Annotated in this window: 23 protein-coding genes; 15 read left to right on the forward strand and 8 right to left on the reverse strand. The window is 29.7% G+C overall.

All coding sequences use genetic code 11. The features are described from left to right. Position 1: 1 nt before the first annotated feature. The 3 genes from ACTTA6_RS01135 to hisI are packed head-to-tail and all read right to left on the reverse strand — an operon-like array spanning position 2 to position 1,474. Entirely contained in the window at positions 2–382 is a 381-nt protein-coding gene (locus ACTTA6_RS01135) for a DUF2237 family protein (protein ID WP_440614148.1), read from the reverse strand. After that, positions 369–1,004 (reverse strand): putative 2OG-Fe(II) oxygenase, encoded by a 636-nt coding sequence (locus ACTTA6_RS01140; RefSeq protein ID WP_440614149.1) that lies wholly within the window; start codon positions 1,002–1,004, stop codon positions 369–371. The genes ACTTA6_RS01135 and ACTTA6_RS01140 overlap by 14 nt, the downstream gene beginning before the upstream one ends. Before the next feature lie 2 nt (positions 1,005–1,006). Continuing rightward, positions 1,007–1,474 (reverse strand): phosphoribosyl-AMP cyclohydrolase, encoded by a 468-nt coding sequence (gene hisI / locus ACTTA6_RS01145; protein ID WP_440614150.1) that lies wholly within the window; start codon positions 1,472–1,474, stop codon positions 1,007–1,009. Between the two features lie 76 nt (positions 1,475–1,550). Between hisI and folE the strand changes: the two genes are divergently transcribed. From folE to ACTTA6_RS01195, 10 genes are all read left to right on the forward strand, one after another. Then, a complete protein-coding gene (folE, locus tag ACTTA6_RS01150; RefSeq protein WP_440614151.1) occupies positions 1,551–2,171 on the forward strand; it encodes a GTP cyclohydrolase I FolE in 621 nt (206 codons plus the stop codon). Between the two features lies 1 nt (position 2,172). Beyond that, complete coding sequence (locus ACTTA6_RS01155) at positions 2,173–3,174, forward strand: MDR family oxidoreductase (RefSeq protein WP_440614152.1); 1,002 nt, start codon at positions 2,173–2,175, stop codon at positions 3,172–3,174. Continuing rightward, positions 3,174–4,061: a LysR family transcriptional regulator gene (locus ACTTA6_RS01160; protein WP_440614153.1), complete on the forward strand. Its 888-nt coding sequence runs from the start codon at positions 3,174–3,176 to the stop codon at positions 4,059–4,061. The genes ACTTA6_RS01155 and ACTTA6_RS01160 overlap by 1 nt, the downstream gene beginning before the upstream one ends. 126 nt (positions 4,062–4,187) lie before the next feature. Next, positions 4,188–5,207, forward strand: a complete 1,020-nt coding sequence (locus tag ACTTA6_RS01165; protein WP_440614154.1) for an extracellular solute-binding protein — start codon at positions 4,188–4,190, stop codon at positions 5,205–5,207. A 72-nt stretch (positions 5,208–5,279) separates the two neighbouring features. Further along, entirely contained in the window at positions 5,280–6,890 is a 1,611-nt protein-coding gene (locus tag ACTTA6_RS01170) for an ABC transporter permease (RefSeq protein WP_440614155.1), read from the forward strand. 1 nt (position 6,891) lies between these two features. After that, positions 6,892–7,950 (forward strand): ABC transporter ATP-binding protein, encoded by a 1,059-nt coding sequence (locus ACTTA6_RS01175; RefSeq protein ID WP_440614156.1) that lies wholly within the window; start codon positions 6,892–6,894, stop codon positions 7,948–7,950. A gap of 14 nt (positions 7,951–7,964) precedes the next feature. Beyond that, the gene (locus ACTTA6_RS01180; RefSeq protein ID WP_262590458.1) at positions 7,965–8,651 is read left to right on the forward strand and encodes an AzlC family ABC transporter permease; all 687 of its coding nucleotides are present in this window, start codon (positions 7,965–7,967) and stop codon (positions 8,649–8,651) included. A gap of 1 nt (position 8,652) precedes the next feature. Then, complete coding sequence (locus ACTTA6_RS01185; RefSeq protein ID WP_075506129.1) at positions 8,653–8,961, forward strand: AzlD domain-containing protein; 309 nt, start codon at positions 8,653–8,655, stop codon at positions 8,959–8,961. 1 nt (position 8,962) lies between these two features. Next, the gene (locus ACTTA6_RS01190) at positions 8,963–9,979 is read left to right on the forward strand and encodes an MBL fold metallo-hydrolase (RefSeq protein ID WP_440614157.1); all 1,017 of its coding nucleotides are present in this window, start codon (positions 8,963–8,965) and stop codon (positions 9,977–9,979) included. After that, positions 9,979–10,416, forward strand: coding sequence for a DUF4396 domain-containing protein (locus ACTTA6_RS01195; RefSeq protein ID WP_262590461.1), 438 nt, complete (start codon positions 9,979–9,981; stop codon positions 10,414–10,416). Before ACTTA6_RS01190 ends, ACTTA6_RS01195 begins: the two co-directional genes overlap by 1 nt. On the opposite strand, the gene ACTTA6_RS01200 is transcribed toward ACTTA6_RS01195, so the two are convergent. Further along, positions 10,403–11,719: an MATE family efflux transporter gene (locus ACTTA6_RS01200; protein ID WP_440614158.1), complete on the reverse strand. Its 1,317-nt coding sequence runs from the start codon at positions 11,717–11,719 to the stop codon at positions 10,403–10,405. The genes ACTTA6_RS01195 and ACTTA6_RS01200 overlap by 14 nt on opposite strands. 16 nt (positions 11,720–11,735) lie before the next feature. Next, on the reverse strand, positions 11,736–12,263 hold the full coding sequence (locus tag ACTTA6_RS01205) for a cytochrome b (RefSeq protein ID WP_440614159.1): 528 nt from the start codon (positions 12,261–12,263) through the stop codon (positions 11,736–11,738). Here ACTTA6_RS01205 and ACTTA6_RS01210 point away from each other — a divergent pair. The 3 genes from ACTTA6_RS01210 to ACTTA6_RS01220 all read left to right on the forward strand — a co-directional run bounded on the left by ACTTA6_RS01210 (position 12,258) and on the right by ACTTA6_RS01220 (position 15,762). After that, complete coding sequence (locus ACTTA6_RS01210; RefSeq protein WP_440614160.1) at positions 12,258–12,725, forward strand: c-type cytochrome; 468 nt, start codon at positions 12,258–12,260, stop codon at positions 12,723–12,725. The genes ACTTA6_RS01205 and ACTTA6_RS01210 overlap by 6 nt on opposite strands. 77 nt (positions 12,726–12,802) lie before the next feature. Next, complete coding sequence (locus ACTTA6_RS01215) at positions 12,803–15,232, forward strand: FAD-dependent oxidoreductase (RefSeq protein WP_440614161.1); 2,430 nt, start codon at positions 12,803–12,805, stop codon at positions 15,230–15,232. Positions 15,233–15,240: 8 nt separating this feature from the next. Beyond that, on the forward strand, positions 15,241–15,762 hold the full coding sequence (locus ACTTA6_RS01220; protein WP_440614162.1) for a hypothetical protein: 522 nt from the start codon (positions 15,241–15,243) through the stop codon (positions 15,760–15,762). A 284-nt stretch (positions 15,763–16,046) separates the two neighbouring features. Here the strand turns inward: ACTTA6_RS01220 and ACTTA6_RS01225 are convergent, their stop codons facing one another. From ACTTA6_RS01225 to ACTTA6_RS01235, 3 genes are read right to left on the reverse strand one after another with little or no spacing between them, the layout of a single operon-like run. Beyond that, the gene (locus ACTTA6_RS01225) at positions 16,047–16,904 is read right to left on the reverse strand and encodes an NAD(P)-dependent oxidoreductase (RefSeq protein WP_440614163.1); all 858 of its coding nucleotides are present in this window, start codon (positions 16,902–16,904) and stop codon (positions 16,047–16,049) included. Positions 16,905–16,917: 13 nt separating this feature from the next. Further along, complete coding sequence (locus ACTTA6_RS01230; RefSeq protein ID WP_440614164.1) at positions 16,918–17,781, reverse strand: DMT family transporter; 864 nt, start codon at positions 17,779–17,781, stop codon at positions 16,918–16,920. Positions 17,782–17,794: 13 nt separating this feature from the next. Then, entirely contained in the window at positions 17,795–19,300 is a 1,506-nt protein-coding gene (locus ACTTA6_RS01235; protein WP_440614165.1) for a UxaA family hydrolase, read from the reverse strand. Between the two features lie 46 nt (positions 19,301–19,346). Between ACTTA6_RS01235 and ACTTA6_RS01240 the strand changes: the two genes are divergently transcribed. Together ACTTA6_RS01240 and ACTTA6_RS01245 are read left to right on the forward strand one after the other, a co-directional pair. Then, positions 19,347–21,131 carry an IlvD/Edd family dehydratase gene (locus ACTTA6_RS01240; RefSeq protein WP_440614166.1) on the forward strand — a complete coding sequence of 595 codons (1,785 nt, stop codon included), beginning with the start codon at positions 19,347–19,349 and terminating at the stop codon, positions 21,129–21,131. Then, positions 21,132–22,100, forward strand: a complete 969-nt coding sequence (locus tag ACTTA6_RS01245) for a 2-hydroxyacid dehydrogenase (protein WP_440614167.1) — start codon at positions 21,132–21,134, stop codon at positions 22,098–22,100. The last annotated feature ends 14 nt before the right edge of the window (positions 22,101–22,114 follow it).

The following is a 22,114-nucleotide window of genomic DNA, read 5'->3' on the forward strand; positions in this document are numbered from 1 at the left end:
ATTAAGATAGATCTATTGCGAATTTTTTTAAAGTTTCGATAGGTAAATATTTTAAAGTATTTTTATGAGTTCTTTTTAGAAATATTGGACATCCTTTACCAGCTTCAACTGCCCGTGCATACCAGCTTGCACAAACACACCATCCATCTCCATCTTTTAATCCTGGAAACCCAAATTCTGGATGAGGAGTAATTAAATCATTTCCTGCTTCTTTTAACCATTCTAAAAATTCAGTTGTAACTTTCGCACAAACTGTGTGTACACCTTGGTCATTTTCATCTGTATTGCAGCAACCATCTCTAAACCAACCTGTTAATGGATCATTCGAGCATTCTTCCAAATCTTCATCTAAAACATTTTTTTGTAAATTACTGTGGACCATGAACATTAAAAATATTTTCGTCAATAAATGCATTAAAAGAAATTGATCTTCTTTCTTCTTCGCATCCTTTAAAAGGATATACAGTGTGCATTAAATAATGGGGAAAAAAATAAAAATCACCTAATTTAGGCTTAACAGTGAATTTAGAGTGTGATATAAATTGTCTAGTACCATGAATAAAGTTCAATGTTCCACCAAGGTATTCTTTATTTTCTTTGTCTTGAATATGTTTTCCAAGTGTTTTTGGAATTTTTAAAAAACCAGCGCCCGATATGTGACCTCCATGCCAGTGAACAGGGTTGTATTCATTTTTAAATTGTCTAACTACCCAAGAGTCTATTAGATTAAATTTTGATATATCTTTTTTTAAATCTAATTTAATCCATTGTTTCACGGAGTTTGCTAAAAAATTAAGCCATCCAGAATCTGTCATAATTTTTTTTTCCAATTGAAATTCTTGTGTGACATCTCCTGCTAACATTTTTCCATAATCTAAATTTCTTGATAATCTCTCGTCTTCTATAATTTTGTCTATATATTTATTTAACTTGTTGATGATTTCATCTGGTATTTTTACTTTAAATATAGAAGGTCCAAAAGGTTTAAATAATTTAAATTCCATTATTAAATTTTTGTAGGATTTGGTTGTCCTTTATAAACCTCTTCAGGATCAAATTTTTTTTCTTTTTCAAGAAATTCCATTTCTACTTTGCGTCCATTATCAATTGGTCCCATAGGAATAGATCTATAAAAGCATGATCTGTATCCAACATGGCAACTAGCGCCGTCACCTATATCAACTGTTAACCAAATTGAGTCTTGATCATCATCAATTCTGATCTCAGACACTTTTTGGGTGAACCCACTTGTTTTACCTTTGTGCCAAATTGCTTTTCTAGATCTACTAAAGTAGTGAGCTTCTTTGGTTTCTATTGTTTTTTTTAATGCTTCAACATTCATATAGCCGTGCATTAAAATGTCTTTGGTTTTAGAACACATAGTAATGACAGGTATTAAGCCATCATTATCAAATTTTGGAGAAAGAAGATTTCCTTCTTCGATATCGTAGATATTTTCTCTTTTTTTGAACATAGAATGTGATTATGTAGCACATATCTAGATATAATAAATATTTTAAAATTAGTTAATTACTGTATAAAAAGGCGCTATGAAATTAGTAAAAGATACTGACAATAAGTTAAATGAAAATAAGCAAATTTCAGACAAAGATGCTGAAGAAGCTTTTAAAACAATTTTAACATGGATGGGAGAAGACCCAAATAGAGAAGGTTTATTAGAAACTCCAAAAAGAGTTGTTAAAGCATTTAAAGAATATTTTAAAGGTTACAAAGAAGATCCAGATAAAATTTTGGATAAAACTTTTGGTGATGTAGAGGGATATGATGACATGGTTGTCCAAAAAAATATTTCTGTTCAAAGTCATTGTGAACATCACATGGCACCAATTATTGGAAAAGCTCATGTTGCTTATATTCCAAAAGAAAGAGTTGTAGGTTTAAGTAAACTTGCAAGAGTAGTTGAGGTATTCTCTAAAAGACTTCAAACTCAAGAAAGACTTACAATGCAAATTGCAAATACTTTAATGGAATCATTAGATGCAAAAGGTGTTGCGGTAACAATAGATTCAACTCATCAGTGTATGACTATGAGAGGAATTAAAAAAGAACAAGCAACTACAGTAACAAATTATTATTTAGGTCAATTTAAAGAAGATTTAAGTTTTCAAAATAGATATTTACGATTTATTAGCACTACGCTAAAAGATTAAAGTGTCTGATCAATTCAAAGCAATAGTTCTTAATCAAGAAGGTGAAAATTTTTCTAGAGAAGTAAAATCTTTAGATAGAAGTTTTTTAAAACATGGAGATGTAACTGTTCAGGTAGAATATTCTGATTTAAATTTTAAAGATGGAATGATTCTAAAGAATGGTGGAAGACTAGTAAAAGAGTATCCGCACATACCAGGAATAGATTTTTCAGGAAAAGTAATTGAAAGTGAAAATTCAAAATTTAAAGAAGGTGATGAAGTAATATTAACTGGTTTTAGAGTTGGAGAAGTATTTTTTGGTGGTTATTCTCAGATAGCAAAAGTCAATGCAGATTTCCTAGTAAAAAAACCTGACAACTTAACCAGCAAGCAGGCAATGATTTTAGGTACTGCAGGCTTAACTTCTTTAATGAGTGCATTTGCAATTCAAGCAAGAGAAAGTATTTTGCTTGGAGAAAAAGTTAACGATGTTTTAGTAACAGGGGCAACTGGAGGCGTTGGTAGTGTTGCAATAATGGCTTTAACAAAATTAGGATACAATGTAACTGCAGTATCTGGAAAAGAAAGTAAGTCAGATTATTTAAAATCTTTAGGTGCAAAAAACATTATAAATAGAGCTGAATTTGATAAAGACCCAAGACCAATAGATAAAGGTTTATGGGATGGAGTAGTAGACACTGTTGGAGGAAAAATTTTAGCAAACGCAATTGCACAAACAAAGCCTAATGGAATTATAGCTGTATGTGGAAATGCAAATAGTAATGAACTTAACACTAATTTACTTCCTTTTATGTTACGAGGTATTAAGGTTTGGGGAATGGATTCCGCAAATTGCAGTATAAAAAGAAGAGAATTTATGTGGGGTGAAGCATCAAAATTAATTGATTTTGAATTGCTTGAAAAATCAGTTTTAACAGTAGGTTTAGAGGAGCTAATTGAAACTTATCCTAAAATTTTAAAAGGTGAAATTTCCGGAAGAGTATTAGTCGATGTAAATAAATAATGGATTGGGATAAATTAAAAATTTTTCATGCAGTTGCGGAAGCTGGAAGTTTTACAAATGCTACTGTAAATTTAAACCTCAGCCAATCTGCAATCAGCAGACAGATACAGTCCCTAGAACAAGATTTGAAAGTACAACTATTTGAAAGACATGCAAGAGGATTAACACTTACAGAAAACGGTGAATATGTTTTTAAAACTGCACATGAAGTAATAAGCAAGTTAAAAGAGGTTGAAACATCTCTAGGTGATCAAAAAAATAAACCAACAGGCAAATTAACTATAACAACAGTAAGAAGTTTTGGTACTCACTGGTTAACGCCTAGAATTCAAGAATTTATGAGACTTAATCCAGAGATTGAGATTGAATTAGTCTTTGATGATAAAGAATTAGATTTAAGTACAAGACAGGCTGATATTGGAATTTTCATGAGAAGGCCAAAACAGCTTAATTATATTCAAAAAAAGCTTGTTGATATTAAATATTATATTTATGGATCAAATAAGTACTTAGAAAAAAATGGAATGCCAAAGACAATAAATGATCTAAATAAACATAAATTTATTTCGTTTGGAAAAGGAGCACCTTCTCCAGTTTATAATCCAGATTGGGCATTAAAAATTGGAATGCATGATGGTAAAAAAAGAAAATCAATCATGAAGGTAAATAGTGTAATGGGGCTCTTGCTAGCTGTAGAGTCTGGGGTAGGATTGGCTGCACTTCCTGAATATTTAGTAATAAATTCGAACAACGTAATTAAAGTACTTCCGAAAGTAGAAGGGCCCATAACAGAAGCGCACTTTGTTTACCCTCAGTCATTAAAAAATACTGCTAGAGTTCAAGCATTTAGAAATTTCTTATTTAGTAAAATCGGCGACTGGAAATAAAAATTCCCTATATTAAGCAATATAAAAAAAAGTATTGATATATGCGTCAATATATGCGATTGATAATCATTCGCATTGAGAATAATTCTCATTCGCAAAAAAACCAGGGTAAAGAAAAGGAAACAAATGAAAAAAATAACATTACTAGCATTAATTTTATTTTTCTTTGCCAAAATGAGCTTAGCAGGTGAAGTAAATGTTTTTAGTGCAAGACATTACGACTCTGACATTCAGTTGTATGAAAAGTTTACGAACAAAACAGGTATAAAAGTTAACGTAGTTTCAGGCAAAGACAAAGCGTTGCAAAAAAGAATTACTGAAGAAGGAAAAGACTCCAAAGCTGATTTGTATATTACAGCAGATGCTGGAAGACTAGGTGCATTTGACGAAAAAGGTATGTTTCAGAACTCTATGTCAGCGCAGATCGAAGCTTCAGTGCCAGCAAACTTTAGATCTGATAATTGGACAGGTATCGCTAAAAGAGCAAGAATTATTTATTATTCACCAGAAAGAGTAAGTTTAGAAGATTTAAAAGAGACAACTTATGAAAGTTTGTCAGATCCAAAATGGAAAGGAAAAATTGTAATTAGAAAATCTAATAATATTTACAATCAATCTCTTGTTGCATCATTAATCAAAAATAATGGTAAAGAACAAACTTTAGAATGGGCAAAAAAATTAGTTTCAAATTTTGCAAGAAATCCTAAAGGAAATGATAGAGCTCAAATTTTAGCTGTTGCTGCTGGTGAAGCTGATTTGGCTATAGCAAACACTTATTACTATGCTTTGATGTTATCCGGTCAAAAAGGAGAAGATCAAAAAGAAGCTGCTCAAAAGGTATTACCTTATTTTCCAAATCAAAACAATAGAGGGACACATATGAATATAAGTGGTGGAGGTATTTTAAAAAATTCTCCTAATCCTGAAAATGCAAAAAAATTATTAGAATTTCTTTTAACAAAAGAAGCACAACAACATATAGTAAACAATACATTTGAATACCCAATGATAGATGGTGTTGAACCACACCCTCTTATAAAAAAAATGGGTGAAAATTTTAAACAGGATTTACAAACAAAAGTTGGAGACTATAAAAAAAATCAGGCTGATGCATTAGAAGTAATGTTGATGTCTGGTTGGAAATAAAAGAGGTTAACACTAAGTACTTTTGGTATAAAGTTTATTACCCTACTTAATACCATTAGTACTTCGTTAAAAATGGGTAATAAAATTAATATTTGGTTTTTGAGCTCTTTGCTCATTTCTATGATAGTTGCGATACCAATTGTAACTGTATTTACTAGTTTTTTTGAACCAACTGGTGAGTATTTATCAATAGTTAAAAACACATTTTTGTTTGAATATATTTCTAATTCAATAATTCTTGTAATTGGAGTTTTAATTACAACTTTTGTAATTGGTGTGGGATCTGCTCATTTAGTTTCATTTTATAAATTTCCTGGAGTTAATTTTTTTAAATGGGTTTTAATTTTATCTTTTGCAGTTCCAGCTTATATTTATGCATATTCATTAACTGCTTTTTTTGAAAACTATGGAACAGCTTTTTCAATTATGAAAAACTTATTTGGTGATGGAAATTATAATACCGTTTTACCTAAATTTGATGGAATGCTAGGAGCTATAATTTCAATTTCATTTTCACTATTTGGTTATGTTTACGTGTTAACAAGAACCTCATTTCATTATCAATCTCAAAATTTGCTAGAAGTTGGTAAAAACCTTGGTTTTTCAACAAAAAAAACATTTTTTAATATTATTTTACCATCAGCAAGACCAGCAATTATTGCTGGATTATCTTTAGTTGCTATGGAGACTTTATCAGATTTTGGTGCAGTATCTTTTTTTGGGATATCGACTTTAACCACTGGAATTTATGATGCGTGGATATCTTTTGATGATTTGGCTTTAGCAAACAGAATATCTTTTTTTCTTTTAATTTTTATATTTGGATTATTTTTTTTAGAGAATATATCTAGAAAAAAAGCACAGTATCATTCGCCTGCTAAAGGAAATTTTAAAACGAAAACTCTCAAAAAATTAACTGGTTATAAATCTTTAATGGCAATAATATTTTGTTCATTCGTATTTCTTGCAAGTTTTATATTCCCAGTTTTGCAAATGTTGTATTGGACAATTAAATTTCCAAAACATTTTATAGATTTAAATATTGTAGAATTACTGTCAAACACATTGATATTAGTCTTCTTATCAGGCTTCCTTTTAATATTTTTATCTTTCATATCAAATTATGGAAATAGAATTAGCAAAAATAAGTTACTAAACATACTAACAACTTTTTCAATTACTGGTTACGCGATACCAGGCATAATATTAGCTGTTGCCTTCATAACTTTTATTTCTTGGTTTGATGAAAATGTTTTTTATTTTTTTGATATAAAACAAATTTTTATTGGATCTATAATTGGTTTAGTAATTGTTTATTTTGTAAGATTTTATTCTTTAGCTAACAACGGTATTAAATCTGGATATTTAAAAATTAATTATTCAATTGATGAAAGTGCATATCTATTAGGTTATTCAAAATTAAAAACTTTTTTAAATATTCATATCCCTTATCTTAAAAACTCAGTCTTATTAATTGCTATATTGTTATCAATCGAAATAATCAAAGAATTACCAATTACATTAATTATGCGTCCTTTTAATTTTGAAACATTTGCCACCCAAGCTTATATATTTGCTTCACAAGATTTACTAGAAGCTGCTGCCGCACCTTCATTAATACTTATTATGATTGCAAGTATTTTTATATTAATTACATCTAAGTATATGTTTAAAGATAAATAAAATGAGAAATAATTTTTTAGAAATTGAGAATGTTACTTTTGCTGCAAGCTCTAAAAATAAAGTAACCAATGTTTCATTTAATATTGAAAATGAAGGAGACATAGTTTGTTTGTTAGGCCCCTCTGGAATTGGAAAAACTACAATATTAAGAACAATAGCTGGTCTTGAAAAAATTCAGTCTGGTAAAATTATTTTAAAAAATAAAATTATTTCATCTAAAGAAAACCATGTTGAACCTGAGGATAGAAATATATCTTTGGCTTTTCAAGACAACTCTCTATTTCCTCACTACAATGTTTTGGAAAATATAAATTTTGGGGCTGAGAGAAATAAAAAAAAGAAGAAAGGTTTAAATTTTAAAGAAATAGTGAAATTTCTTCATTTAGAAAAAATCTTAGAAAAGTATCCTCATGAAATTAGTTCTGGAGAAGCTCAAAGAGCCTCTTTAGCCAGATCTTTGTTATCAAATCCTGATTTGTTACTATTAGATGAACCTTTGTCGAATATAGATCAAAGTTTCAAAGAAGAAATACAGGTAAAGTTAAAGCAAATCTTAAAAGACTTAAAAATTACAACAATAATTGTTACACACGACTCTTACGAAGCATTCTATTTAGGTAACAAATGTGGAATTATTTTAGACGGAGAACTCAAACAATTTGATGATCCCTATAATGTTTATCACTTCCCAAATTCTGTTGATGTAGTTAATTTTTTAAACAGAGGAATATTAATTCCAGCAAAAGTTACAGATGAAAATACTTTAGAAAATGATGATTTAGGTACAATTAAAGGTAATTTTACAAAACATTATCCAAAAGGATCTAAAGTACAGTTATTGTTACAGCCAGAAGATCTAGAACATGATGATAAAAGCAATTTAAAATTAGAAGTGGTTGATAGAAAGTTTAGGGGGACAAATTTTATATATACTCTAAAAACTAGTAGTGATTTATTAATTCCTGTTTTTGTTCATTCGCATCACGTCCACCAACATGAAATTGATGAAAAATTTGGGATTAAACGTCCGATAAATATTGATCACATAGTTTGTTTTTAATAGAACCCAAAGAAATGCTTACAAAAAAACAATTATTTACTAGGGGTATGCTGGATATTTCTCCACATATGTTGTCTGTGATCCCATTTGGAATAATTTGTGGAGCTATCGGTGTTGAATTGGGATTTGACCCATTATTAGTTTATGCGATGTCTATTATTATTTTTGGTGGTGCATCACAAATTGTTTTTTTACAATTATTATCAGGTGGTGCATCTGGATTGGTAGCAGCAACATCTGTCGGTGTTATTAATTCAAGACATCTTTTATATGGAGCAGTTTTATCAGAGTACTTAGAAAAATTATCATTAATAAAAAAATTGTTAATCTCTTATATTATTGTCGACCAAGGTTTTGCAGAATCTAATAAATTTTTTAAAAAAAATAAATCAGAGCAGTACTTACATTATCATTTGATTGGTACAGGTTGCACGATGTGGGTTTGTTGGCAAATTGCTACATTGTCAGGAATCATTTTAGGTTCATTTGTTCCAGAGGAACTTGGATTAAAATTTGCAATACCACTTACTTTTATAGCTATTGTAATACAAGATTTAAAAAAACTTGATCACTTAATTGTAATGATTGTATGTGGATTGAGTTCGTTATTATTTTATGATGCTCCATTTAGATCTTATATAATTATTTCACCTATACTCGCTTTGTTTGTTGCGGCTTTAATATTGAGGTTAAAAAAATAAAATGACCTGGTTATCAATTATTGTTGCAGGAATATTAACTTACTTTACTAGAATGACGATGGTAGCTCTAGTAAGTCGAGACATGTTGGGAGATAAAATAAAAGCTGTGTTAGCTTATGTTCCATCAGCCGTGTTTCCTGCAATAATATTTCCAGGAATTTTTATAAATGACTACGGTCAGTTCATTGAAATGGATGACCCTAAAATATTTGCTGCAATTGTTGCTGTAATTGTTGGTTATTTTTCAAGAAATATAATCGCAACTATTTTGTCTGGTTTAATTTCTTATTGGTTTTTGATATTTATCTAAAATGATCTTTAGACAAATATTCGATAGTGTTTCTAGCACTTATACTTATTTAATTGCATCTGGAAGAGGACGGGAAGCTTTAATAATAGACCCAGTCTTAGAAAAAGTTGATCAGTATATTAATTTGTTAAATCAATTAGATTTAAAATTAGTAAAGGTGATAGATACCCATATTCACGCAGATCATATCTCTGGAATTGCTGAACTAAGAGATAAAACTAATTGTGTAACTGTTATGGGTAATAAAACTCCTGCCGATGTAGTTGCAATGAGAGTATCAGATGAAGAGATAATCAAAATAGATGGAATTGATCTACAAGCTTTATACACTCCTGGCCATACTTCTGAGAGCTTTAGTTTTTTGATGGGTGATAGAGTGTTTACAGGAGATACATTATTAATTAGAGGTACTGGTAGAACAGATTTTCAAAACGGAGATCCTAAAGACTCTTATAATTCAATATTTAACAAATTATTAAAACTACCTGATCAAACTCTAGTTTATCCTGCGCATGATTATAAAGGAGAAATGGTGAGTACTATTATAGAAGAAAGACAATTTAATCCAAGATTACAGGTAAAATCAGTAGAAGAGTACGTGGATATTATGAATAATTTAAATTTACCAGATCCCAAAATGATGGATGTTGCAGTTCCAAGTAATCTTAAGTTGGGCATTGATTTAAACCGTCAAAAAGTAAACAATGGAATTGAGCCAGAGGAGTTTAACAAGATTAAAAAAGAGGAAAATACAGTTCTGATAGATTTAAGAGAGCAAAATGAAATAGATAAAGAAGGTAAATTAGATAACAGTAATATAGTCCCATTTCCTTCTATGCATGATTACATTGAAAAAAATAAAGATAGCTTAAAAAATAAAAAAATTCTTTTTTACTGTGCTCATGGACACAGATCTACTTTGGCAGTTCAAATTTCTAAATCATATAATTTTGGTAACTGCTTTCACTTAATTGGTGGGTTGGAAAAATGGAAAAAAAAAGGATTAGAAATTAAATAATGACAGCATCAACTTTTCATTGGTCTTGTAAACATACTTGGAGAAGAAGCGCAAAGAATACAGCCTGGTGTTTGTTAGGTTGTGCCATTGGAGATTTTGGAACAATTTTATTTTTTCAACTTACACAAATTCCGTTTCCAGTATTAGGAATAATGATACTAGCAATAATAAACGGTTTAATTACAAGTATAATATTAGAAACAATAATTCTAATGAGACAAGGTTTTGTATTTAATAATGCTTTGAAGACAGCTTCTGGAATGAGTTTGATTTCAATGATTAGTATGGAAGTAATGATGAATTTGACCGACTTTGTTTTAACAGGTGGTGCCATTTTAACTTGGTGGGTTATTCCAATTATGCTGATAGTAGGTTTTTTAACTCCATGGCCCTACAATTACTGGAGATTAAAAAAATACGGGATTAACTGTCATTAAATCTTAAATAAATCTTGTTTAAATAATAAAATAAAGACAAAGCTCTCAAAATCATAAATATCGTTAGTGATATCCATACCCCATGATTTGAAATGTAATTTGTAAGAACTAAAGAAATTAATAAATATAAAGAAACAGAAAAAAACATAGCATTTCTAATTTCTTTTGTTTGAGAGGCTCCAATAAAAATACCATCAAATTGATAACAAAAAGATGCAAAAAAAGGTAAGATAATCATCCAAATTGAATAATCTAAACTTAGAGATCTTATTAGATCAATATCAGACATCATATAAATCACATTCTTATGAATAAAATAATAAACAACAGAAATACCTAAGCCTGTAACTGAACTTAAAATAAAAGAATTTTTAACAATTGAACTGAATAAATTTTTATCTTTTTTACCCAATGAATAACCAATAATTCCTTCAGTTGAAAATGCGTAAGCGTCTAAAATGAATGCTGATAGAAAGACGAGATTAATTAATATTGCGTTAGCAGCTATATACTCTTCTCCAATTTTTGATCCAAGGTATGTGAACCACAAAAAAGAAAAAGTAAGTAATATAGTTCGAATAAAAATATTAAAATTAATATTAAAAATATTTTTTAATTTATTTAGATCAACAATTTCCCTTAATATAAAATTAATCTTTGTAAGCTTGTTTAAATAAAAAAAAGTATAAATTAAAAAAACAGTAGAGGTAATTATCCCAGAAAAAAGAGTTCCATAAGCAACACCTTTAATGTTTAAATTGTATTGAGTTACGAGAATTATACTCAATATAATATTTAATATTGAGAAAAATCCTACTGCAATACTTGAAATTTTAGTTTTTTGTAATCCAACAAAAAGACCTGTTATAATATAAAGAGTAAGTTCGCCTGGAGCTGAATAAATTCTAATTTTAAAATATTCCTCATAAAAAGAAGTAGTTTGTGAATTTAGATCAAATATTTGTAAACTTATCTTAAGAACTAAATTTTGAGCAAAAAATAAGACAATAGAAAGTATAATTACAAATAACAAATTTCTTAAAACAATATTAATAATTTCTTTATAATTTTCAGCTCCATTAGCTTGAGAAACCATACCGACTGTTCCCATTCTTAAAAATCCAAAGCTCCAAAAAATCATTGAAAATAAATTTGCTGCAACAGAGGTTGCAGATAAATAAGAAACATTACCTAAGTTACCCATTAAAGACGTATCAATAATTGCCACTAATGGAATCGCAAGGTTGGCAAAAAAAATTGGAATAGATAATTTTAAGATATATCCAATAGATGATTTTTCCATGTCTGATGATTAATTATTATAATATTTTTTTTAATAAATTTTCTTTAAAGAATAATTTATGAATTATTACGGCACTTACATGTAAAGCAACTAAACCAATAAGTACATAGTTTGATATTATATGAATGTTATAAAATTGATCAGCTAGTTCAAAATTGTCTTTTATTTTTATTTCTTTTAAAAAAATCACTAGAGGTTCACCGTTAAATAGTTTCTTTAAAATTCCTGAAATAGTTATTGATAAGACTGTGATGTATAAAAATAAGTGATTTAGTTTAGCAATAAACCTTTGCCCCATAAAAGTAGCAGGTCCTAACTTTGGAACAGGATTAATCAAATTATTAAGTAATCTAAAAATTATAACGTAAAATATTCCAAGACCAATCAATACATGAATGTTTTCAATAGTTATTCTTTCCTCACCAAAATCTAAACCAACTAAATAAAAGCCAAGAGGAATTTGAATTAAAAGCAAGATTGCACTTAACCAGTGCATTAACTTTGAAATCAGTCCATATTCTGTTAAGGTGTTCTTAACATGCATAACTTATTAAAACATACCAAGAAGATCTTTGGTACAATAATATTATCTTTAATTATGGTGTTTTCTGGCTCATTAGCTAATGCTGAGTTGTCAGTAGAAGATATTATTAAAAGTAGAAAAGCACTATTTAGTAAGAATTATAGTACCGCTAAGAGGGTACAATCTTTTTCTTCAAATGGAGATTTTGATGAAGCGATAGAACTAATGAAAGAAATGAGTGTAAATTACATTACTTTATTAGATCTATTTCCAGAAAATTCTAAAGAAGGATTTAAAACAGAAGCACTACCTATAATTTGGGAAGAAAAAGATGCTTTTAATTTATTAATGCAAAAATCTGCTGATGATATGATTAAACTCACTTCTATTATAGAAGATGCAGATGATATCAGAGGAACTCTAGGAAAATTAATGTGGGCGAATTGTAAGGCCTGTCATTCCAAATATAGAAAACCTCATTAATAAATTCATATACCCATTTTGGTTAATTAAAATTAATTTTGTTTAATTAATTTAAAATCTAAGTAGTTTCTTTTTTTATGGATAAAATTCAATCTCACGCCAAGCTAGTGATTGTTGGCGGTGGTATAATGGGAGTTAGTTTACTCTATCATCTTACAAAAGAAGGATGGAATGATGTTGTATTAATTGAAAAAAGTGAACTTACTTCAGGATCAACTTGGCATGCTGCAGGTCAATGTCCTCATATGTTAACGAGTTTAAATCTTGCAAAAATTCATCTTCATTCAACTAACCTTTATAAGTCACTAGAAAAAGAAACTGCGCAACCAACAGGATTTCATGAAACAGGAAGTTTAAGGTTAGCATATACCAAAGAGGATCTTGAGTGGTTTGATTATACTAAAGGAATTTTAGATATAGCTGGTTCTCCATGTTCAATTATATCAACAGAGGAAATTCATCAATATCATCCCTTTATAAAGTTAGATGGAATTAAAGGTGCTTTTTTAACTCCAGAAGATGGCTATACAGATCCAACCAGCACAACAAATGCAATGGCTAAAGGTGCAAGAAATGGTGGAGCCAAAATTTATAGAAAAAATAGAGTAACTGATATTGAACAATTACCTTCAGGAGAGTGGAAAGTAATTACTGAAAAGGGTGATATTGTTTGTGAGCATGTTGTTAATGCTGCAGGAAGTTTTTGTCCAGAAGTAGCACAGATGGTTGGTTTAAAAAATGTTCCAAGTATAAATATGATCCATCAATACTTAGTTACAGAAGCACATACTGAAATAGAAAAATTAAGTAAAGAATTGCCAGTTGTGAGAGATCCAGACTCTTCTTCTTATCTAAGACAAGAGGGCAAAGGACTTTTAATTGGTCCTTATGAAAAAGATGTAGCAGCTTGGGCTTTAGATGGAATGGATTGGAAATTTGATATGGAGTTGTTAGATCCAGATCTTGATAGAATTGCAGAACACTTAGAAAAAGGAATGGATCGTATTCCACAGTTTAAAGATGTAGGTATTAAAAGAATTATATGTGGTCCTATTACACATACTCCTGATGATAATTTTTTAGCTGGTCCTGCACCCGGACTTAAAAACTTTTGGATGTTTTGTGCAGCAAGTATTGGAATTGCTCATGGAGGGGGAGCTGGAAAATATATGGCTCAGTGGATTGTGCATGGTGACTCAGATATAAATATGATGGAATTTGAACCAAGAAGATACATGAGTTGGGTTGATAAAAATTATTCAGTTGAAAAATCGAAAGAGCAATATCGAAGAATGTATGTAACGCCAATGCCTAATGATGTTGTAGAGGTTGGAAGACCAATGAAAACAACGCCAATTTACCAAAAGTTGAAAGAAAAAGGTGCTGAATATTTTGATTTATATGGATGGGAAAAACCAGCTTGGTTTAATAAAGATAATACTAAAGAAGAATTAAGTTATAAAAGAAATAATTTATTTCCTATAATTCAAAAAGAATGTCTACATGTTCATAACAATGTAGGCTTGATAGATCTATCAACTTTTTCAAAATACGAAATTACTGGAGAAGATAGTTATAACTTTTTAGAAAGACTTTGTATTAATAGACTTCCAAAAAAAGATGGAAGTATTGTTTTAACTCATCTTTTAAATGATATTGGAAGAATTCAAACTGAACTAACTTTAACCAAATTAAAAGATAACCATTATTACGCATTATCAGGTGCAGTATCAGAAATTAGAGATTTGGATTGGCTAAATCAGAATAAAAAAGAAAACGAAAAAGTTGAAATTAAAAATATAACTTTAGACAAAGGTGTAATTGGTATTATAGGACCAAAATCAAGAATGGTTTTGCAAAAATTAACAGAAACAGATTTAGGAAATGAAAATTTCCCTTGGTTAAAAAGTAAGGAAATAAGTTTAGGTAACATTAATGTAACAGCTTTAAGAGTAAACTATATGGGCGAACTAGGTTGGGAATTGCATCATGACTTTAAAGACATGGAAAAACTATATGAGTTATTAAGCGAAGCTGGTAAGGAATTTGATATTATAGATTTTGGAGCTCATGCAATGGATTCTATGAGGATTGAGAAGGGATACAGAGGTTGGGGGTCAGAATTAACTCCAGAAATTAGCGTAGTTGAAGCAGGATTGGAAAGATTTTTTAATATTGAAAAAAAATCTGAATTTAAAGGATCCAAAATTGTATCTAATTTAATAAAAAATGGCCCAAAGATTAAATTAGTTTATATGGAAGTTGATGCTGTAGATGCGGATGCTCATGGAAATGAACCAATTTACTCTAATAACAATATAGTTGGCCTTACAACATCAGGAGCTTATGGCTATAGAGTAAACAAAAGTTTAGCCTTTGGATATGTCAAAACTGAATTTGCAAAAGTTGGAAATGAGTTTTTGATTAAAATCCAAGGAAAAGATGTTAAATCAAAAGTTATTGATGAACCTGCTTTTGACTCAAATAATGATAGGCTAAAGTCTTAAAATAAACAATGCTTCCAGTATCAGTAACAGATCATATAGAGGAATACGTTTCTCAAGAGATATATGTTCAAGTTGCAATAATTAAGGGTAAAGAAAAAATTTCTACAGATTCAGCAATCAAAAAATATTTTGTTAGTAATCATTTTAAAGAATTAAGTTTAGGAAAACCTTACGATCATTTTATTGATGGTTTAAGAGACAAATGTTTGGGCAAATTAAAAAATTCTCCTATGAGAAATACAGAAACTGATGATGAAACAATTATAATGTTACAAAAAAAATTAAAGGAATTAAGTGAAGTGGAATTAGAGGATACTTACTGGGAAATAGAAACTGGAGAATTTTTTTCAGGTGAGCAAATTAAAGAGTTAGAAAAAGATCGAGATAAACTAATTACAAAATTAAACTCAAGAGATGAAAATGAAGTTGTAAAAACAATTTTTAAATTTTGTAAAATTTATGAAAAGTTGTGTGAAAAAAAATATCCAGAAGCACCACTTCCGCTAGAAATATTAAAGTCTAAAAATTAATTTTTTTAAGGGTTCGCTCTTTAGTTGATACCTAAAGAGCTCCCTTTTTATCGCCTCTTTGGCATTAAATCCAAACGGATTTTATTATTTTAAGTTTTTTTATATCTAAAGATCTTCAGCTAAGTATCAGGTGGTAGCAATTTTAACATAAACCTCCTTCATATAAAAAGGTAATTATATCAAAATTATTTTCAATAAATTTATTTGCATTTAGTGCAAATATATAAGTTGAATACAACCTACTGCTTTAGTAGATTCCCGATATCCTATTTAAATTCCTTCAATTATTTTTTATTAATTAATTCACTAATAAAGTTTTCTCCATAACCATCATCAACAGCTTTTTGAAAATAATTTTTATTTAGTTCAGCAACTTTTTCAGCTTCAGGAAAATCTTTTAAAAGATCCTGAATGTAAGTTAAATCTTTAACAGAGTTACTTGCAGTAAATTTAAATCCTGTGTAATCACCTTTAAGTAAATTATCAAAAACTCTGTTCAGAGCCGCAGAGTTTCCAGATCCTAGTTTTGCAACATCAAATACTTTTTTTAGATCTAATCCTAATCCAGTAGCACATTTTGCTAAATGATTTACTAATGCTCCATTTCCTAAAGATAAAAAGTTATTTAAAAGTTTTGATTTTGCACCCATACCTACTGGACCAAAATGAAAATAATCCTTACAAAATATATTAAAATAAGGCTCTGCTATTTTAAAATTCTCATCTGACGCCCCAACTATACCACCCAAAACACCTTCTTCTGCTTGAACAGGTCCTCCCATTACTGGACATTCAACGTAGTTGATATTATTTGATTTAAAAATTGCCTCAGTTTCAATAGAGCCCGTTTTATTGTGAGTAGTAATATCAATTACAATTGTTTTATTGCTTAAGATATTTGATAATTTTTCTGAAATAGATTTCGCAATAGGTGTATTGGTAACACACATAAACAAAGCATCTAAATTTTTAGATGCAAAATCTTCAAAAGATTTAACTTCTTTAGCTCCCTCACTTACTATCTTTTCTATAGGTTTACGATTTTTGTTAGCAATTACAAAAAGATTATTTTTGTGCTTAATGATGTTTTTAGCAATTCCATAACCCATATAACCAACACCAATAAAACCAATATTTTTCATCAAACCTCCAATTTTAAGTTTTTTTACCTTCAGTTCTTATAAATAATAAACCAAATATTATTACACCCACAACACCCACAATCTTATTTATATCAAATGGTACACCAAAAATGAAAAAATTAAAAATTGTAGACCAAACTAATTGAGAATATTGAAAATTAGTTACAAAAGATAAATTTGATAATTGAATTGCATATATAATTAAAGAGTGGCTTACAAAGCCTGCAAAACCAAGTAGCGCTAAGTATAACCAAAAAATATTATTACTTAATGGTTCCCATTTAAAAAAAATATAAATACTAAATATTATTGCTCCCAAAATAGAAGTATAAAATATTGCTGCAAATGGATCGTTATCACTTGATACTACTTTTGTAAAAAATTGGTAAAGCGCCCAACATATAGGTGGAACGATTGGAAAAATTAAATCTACACTAAATATTTTCATACTAGGACTTAAAGAATAAACAATTGAACTAAAACTAAGGAGCATCAAAAGAATTCCTTTAAAAGTCAAAATATCTTTTAAAAAATAAGCAGAAAGTAAAGCAACGATTAATGGGGCTGTAAAGAAAACTACATAAATATCTACTAGGTCAAACTTTTGAAGAGAAAAAAACATAAACGTTGTAGCTGTCACCATTAATGTTGATCTAATTATTTGAACTTTGAAATTTTTTTTTAAGTTTACTTTTGGCTTAAAAATTAAAAAAAACACAATTAAAGATACTAGATGAAAAAAAAATCTTCCCCATATAGCCTGTGGAATAGGCATGACTGTACCTAGGTATTTTGCACTAGAATCCATACAAACAAACATAAAGAAACCACCTGCAGCTAATAAAATTACGTTTAATAAAGATGTTTGATTTTGCACTTTAGGAAATTTTTTACATTACAACGCCTACTTGCCAAGGATTAAACTCCTCGTCACCGTAGCCATTGATTTCGCTTTTTGATTTATTTCCTGATGCAGTATTTACTACTAATTCAAATATTTTTTGACCAACTTCCTCAACTTTTTCTTTTCCTTCAGCTATTGTTCCGCAATTAATATCCATATCTTCTGACATTCTTTCAAACATTGCTGAATTAGTTGAGAGCTTTAAACTTGGAACTGGCTTACATCCAAAACAAGATCCTCTTCCAGTTGTAAAACAAATTACATTTGCGCCTGATGCAACTTGCCCTGTAACAGATACTGGATCATATCCAGGTGAATCCATAAAATTGAAACCTTTATTTTTAAGAGGTTCAGCATAATTTAATACATCTTGTAAAATTGAGTTTCCACCTTTAGCAACTGCTCCTAAAGATTTTTCTAAAATAGTTGTAAGTCCACCTTTTTTATTTCCTGGGGCAGGGTTATTATCCATAGAACTATTGTTTATTGATGTATAATGTCTCCACCATTCAATTCTTTTTATTAATTTATCTGCAGTTTGTTGTGAATTAGCTCTATTAATTAATAAATGTTCTGCCCCATAAATTTCTGGAGTTTCAGATAAAATTGAACTTCCACCTTTTTTAACTAAAAGATCCGCAGCGACTCCTAATGCAGGATTAGCTGTAATTCCTGAATAACCATCAGATCCTCCACATTGTAAGGCTAAAGTTAAATGACTAACAGGCTGAGATGTTCTTTGAACATTATTTGCTTCAGATAAAAGGTTTTTTATTTGAGATAATACTTTATCAACAATTTTTTTTGTTCCACCTTCATCTTGGATAGTTAAGAAGTGAATTCTGTTGTGCTTTTTAAGAGACTCATCAAATAAACTTACCTGTGCACATTCACAACCTAAACCTATAACAAAAACATGAGAAAAATTTGGATGATTTTTAAAACCATCAATCGTTCTTTGAAAAATTTGCATTCCTTCACTTTCAGTATTCATTCCACATCCTGTTGAGTGAGTAATAGGAACAATTCCATCTATATTTGGATAATCTTTTAAAATGTCTGAATATTTTATTTTTTCAACAATCATTTTTGTAACTGTTGCAGAGCAATTAACGGTACTAACTATTCCAATATAATTTCTTGTAGCTACTTGGCCGTTATCCCTTAAAATTCCATTGAAAAAAGTATCTGCTTTTTCGTCAACATTGTGTGATTTATCAGTTACTTTGAAATCTCTTTTAAATTCTCTAAATTCTAAATTATGAGAGTGAACATGCTCTCCTGGTTTAATATCATTTAAAGCAAATCCAATAATTTGATCATATTTGATAATAGGATCACCTTTTTTAATCTCTTTTAAACATACTTTGTGACCAAAAGGGATTGGATCTAAGGTACTTATATCATGGCCTTCAATTTTAGTTTTTTCTGGTATGATAAATTGACTTACGCCAACATTGTCATTGCCATTTAAAACTATTAGATTATTCATAAATTTATTATATAACCAATAACTTAAACAAACCATTATATTAATTATGCCTAAAAAAAGAAAAAAGAGTTTCCGAAGTCAACAGTGGTTCAATAATCCAAAAAACCCTGACATGACGGCTTTATATTTAGAAAGGTACTTAAATTATGGTCTTACAAGAAAAGAATTGCAATCTGGAAATCCAATTATAGGTATTGCTCAATCAGGCAGTGATCTTTCTCCATGTAACAGACATTTTATGTCTTTGACTAAAAGAATTAAAGATGGGATCAGAAGAGCCGGAGGAATTCCAATGGAATTTCCAACTCATCCTATTCAAGAAACTGGAAAAAGACCAACAGCTATGTTGGATAGAAATTTATCTTATTTATCTTTGGTGGAAGTTTTGTATGGTTATCCAATCGATGGAGTTATTTTAACTACAGGATGTGATAAAACTACTCCTGCAGCCTTAATGGCAGCAGCCACAGTTAATATTCCTGCAATAGTTCTTTCAGGTGGCCCAATGTTAGATGGAGTTTACAAAGGAAAACTTGCCGGATCTGGATTAGTAGTTTGGGAAGCTAGAAAAATGTTAGCTAAGGGAGAAATTAAATACGAAGAATTTATGGACATGGTTGCATCTTCAGCACCAAGTGCTGGTCATTGCAATACTATGGGAACAGCATCTTCAATGAATTCAGTTGCAGAAGCTTTAGGTATGTCTTTACCTGGAGGAGCTGTAATTCCCGCACCTTACAGAGAAAGAGAACAGATTTCATATGAAACTGGAAAAAGAATTGTTGGAATGGTTCATGAAGATTTAACTCCATCTAAAATCATGACACGTAAAGCATTTGAAAACGCAGTAGTAGTTGCAAGTGCAATAGGTGGATCAAGTAACTGCACAACACATTTAAGTGCAATAGCTAAACATATGGGAATTAAGTTTGATTTATCTGATTGGCAAAAATTAGGTCATAATATTCCTTTGCTAGTCAATTGTCAGCCAGCTGGTGAATATTTAATGGAAAGTTTTCACAGAGCAGGCGCAATACCAGCAGTTATGAAAGAATTAATTAAGAATAAAAAAATTCACACTAATATAAAGACTGTAACTGGAAAAACAGTTGGTGAAAATTTGAAAAAGAAAATTGATGTTGATAGTAAAGTAATCAAAACATTTAAAAATGCTTTAACAGAAAAAGCTGGTTTCTTAGTTATGAGAAGTAATTTCTTCTCATCTGCAATAATGAAAACATCAGTAATCAGTAAAGAATTTAGAGATCAATATCTATCAAACCCTAAACATCCAAATGCTTTTGAGTGTAAGGCAATTGTTTTTGAAGGTCCTGAAGATTACCACAAAAGACTTAATGACAAGAAATTAAAAATTGATGAGAACTCAATATTAATTGTTAGAGGATGTGGTCCAGTAGGTTACCCTGGTTCTGCAGAAGTAGTTAATATGCAACCACCTGACAGATTGTTAAAAAAAGGTATTAGACATCTACCTACTTTAGGAGATGGAAGACAAAGTGGAACATCTGAAAGTCCTTCAATACTTCATGTATCACCAGAGTCTGCAGTTGGAGGAGATTTAGGAATAGTCAAAACAGGTGATAAAATTAAAATTGATCTAAATAAAAGAAGAGTTGATTTACTAATTTCTCAGGCTGAGTTTAAGAAGCGAAGAAAAAATAAAAAGAAATTTAAAGCAAATAATCAAACTCCTTGGCAAGAAATATTCAGAAATACAGTAGGTCAATTAGATGATGGTGCTTGTATTAATTCTAGAGGAAAATATTTGGATGTATCTCATACAAAAGGTTTACCTAGAGACTCTCATTAAATGAAACCAAAGATATTAGTTTCTAGAAAAATTTCAGATTTAGCAGAAGAAAAATTAAGTAAAGAATTTGATGTAACATTAAATCCAAAAGACGAGCCAATTCCAGAAAGTGAATTAATTAAGATAATAAATGACTATGATGGGATGATTTCTACAGGATTTGATAAAATTGGAGAAAATTTTTTCAATAATCTAAATGGTAAATTAAAAATCATTGCTCAGGTAGGAGTAGGTTACGATAATATTTCTGTTAACTCAGCTTTAGAAAAAAAAATAAAAGTTACCAATACACCAAATGTATTAAACGAAGCTGTTGCAGAGCTAACTATTCTTTTAATTTTAGCTGCATCAAGAAGAATTGGCGAAGCTTATAATTTAGTTAGAACTGATAATTGGAAAAATCAAAAACCTGACTTAACTAAATTTATGATTGGTAATTCAGTTACTGGTAAAACTTTAGGTATTATTGGTATGGGACGAATAGGAAGAATGGCTGCAAAAAGTGCAAAAGCATTTGGCATGAAAATAATTTATTATAATAGAAATAAGTTGTCTGCAGATTTAGAAGATGGTGCAAAATATTATTCAGATTTAAATTCAATGTTACCGAATTGTGATTTTGTAAGTATACACACACCAGCTACCGCAGAAACAAAATACATTCTTAATAAAGATACAATAAGCTTATTACCAAAACATGCAGTTGTCATAAACACATCAAGAGGATCAACAATTGATGACGATGCATTAATTGATGCACTAGAAAATAAAAAAATTTATGCAGCCGGTTTAGATGTTTTCAACAATGAACCAAATTTAGATAACAGATATTTAAAACTAGATAACTGTTTTGCACTTCCTCATGTAGGTAGTGCGACACATGAAACACGTCTTGCAATGAGTATGATGGCAGTTGATAATATTTACTGTTTTTTCAATAAAAAACCCTTGATTTCAGAAGTAGTTTAGAACAATTCTATTCT

Origin of the sequence: Candidatus Pelagibacter sp. HIMB1636, assembly GCF_052047675.1 — a bacterium.
In the GTDB taxonomy this organism is placed as follows: domain Bacteria; phylum Pseudomonadota; class Alphaproteobacteria; order Pelagibacterales; family Pelagibacteraceae; genus Pelagibacter.

Bases quoted from the DNA above. Each gene is read 5' to 3' on its own strand.
- ACTTA6_RS01160 (WP_440614153.1), top strand. From the start codon at position 3,174: ATGGATTGGGATAAATTAAAAATTTTTCATGCAGTTGCGGAAGCTGGA.
- ACTTA6_RS01200 (WP_440614158.1), bottom strand. From the start codon at position 11,719: ATGGAAAAATCATCTATTGGATATATCTTAAAATTATCTATTCCAATT.
- ACTTA6_RS01235 (WP_440614165.1), bottom strand. From the start codon at position 19,300: ATGAATAATCTAATAGTTTTAAATGGCAATGACAATGTTGGCGTAAGT.
- ACTTA6_RS01210 (WP_440614160.1), top strand. From the start codon at position 12,258: ATGCATAACTTATTAAAACATACCAAGAAGATCTTTGGTACAATAATA.
- ACTTA6_RS01175 (WP_440614156.1), top strand. From the start codon at position 6,892: ATGAGAAATAATTTTTTAGAAATTGAGAATGTTACTTTTGCTGCAAGC.
- ACTTA6_RS01225 (WP_440614163.1), bottom strand. From the start codon at position 16,904: ATGAAAAATATTGGTTTTATTGGTGTTGGTTATATGGGTTATGGAATT.
- ACTTA6_RS01195 (WP_262590461.1), top strand. From the start codon at position 9,979: ATGACAGCATCAACTTTTCATTGGTCTTGTAAACATACTTGGAGAAGA.
- ACTTA6_RS01180 (WP_262590458.1), top strand. From the start codon at position 7,965: ATGCTTACAAAAAAACAATTATTTACTAGGGGTATGCTGGATATTTCT.
- ACTTA6_RS01190 (WP_440614157.1), top strand. From the start codon at position 8,963: ATGATCTTTAGACAAATATTCGATAGTGTTTCTAGCACTTATACTTAT.
- ACTTA6_RS01140 (WP_440614149.1), bottom strand. From the start codon at position 1,004: ATGGAATTTAAATTATTTAAACCTTTTGGACCTTCTATATTTAAAGTA.
- ACTTA6_RS01220 (WP_440614162.1), top strand. From the start codon at position 15,241: ATGCTTCCAGTATCAGTAACAGATCATATAGAGGAATACGTTTCTCAA.
- ACTTA6_RS01245 (WP_440614167.1), top strand. From the start codon at position 21,132: ATGAAACCAAAGATATTAGTTTCTAGAAAAATTTCAGATTTAGCAGAA.
- ACTTA6_RS01170 (WP_440614155.1), top strand. From the start codon at position 5,280: ATGGGTAATAAAATTAATATTTGGTTTTTGAGCTCTTTGCTCATTTCT.
- ACTTA6_RS01135 (WP_440614148.1), bottom strand. From the start codon at position 382: ATGGTCCACAGTAATTTACAAAAAAATGTTTTAGATGAAGATTTGGAA.
- ACTTA6_RS01205 (WP_440614159.1), bottom strand. From the start codon at position 12,263: ATGCATGTTAAGAACACCTTAACAGAATATGGACTGATTTCAAAGTTA.
- hisI (WP_440614150.1), bottom strand. From the start codon at position 1,474: ATGTTCAAAAAAAGAGAAAATATCTACGATATCGAAGAAGGAAATCTT.
- ACTTA6_RS01215 (WP_440614161.1), top strand. From the start codon at position 12,803: ATGGATAAAATTCAATCTCACGCCAAGCTAGTGATTGTTGGCGGTGGT.
- ACTTA6_RS01185 (WP_075506129.1), top strand. From the start codon at position 8,653: ATGACCTGGTTATCAATTATTGTTGCAGGAATATTAACTTACTTTACT.
- ACTTA6_RS01165 (WP_440614154.1), top strand. From the start codon at position 4,188: ATGAAAAAAATAACATTACTAGCATTAATTTTATTTTTCTTTGCCAAA.
- folE (WP_440614151.1), top strand. From the start codon at position 1,551: ATGAAATTAGTAAAAGATACTGACAATAAGTTAAATGAAAATAAGCAA.
- ACTTA6_RS01240 (WP_440614166.1), top strand. From the start codon at position 19,347: ATGCCTAAAAAAAGAAAAAAGAGTTTCCGAAGTCAACAGTGGTTCAAT.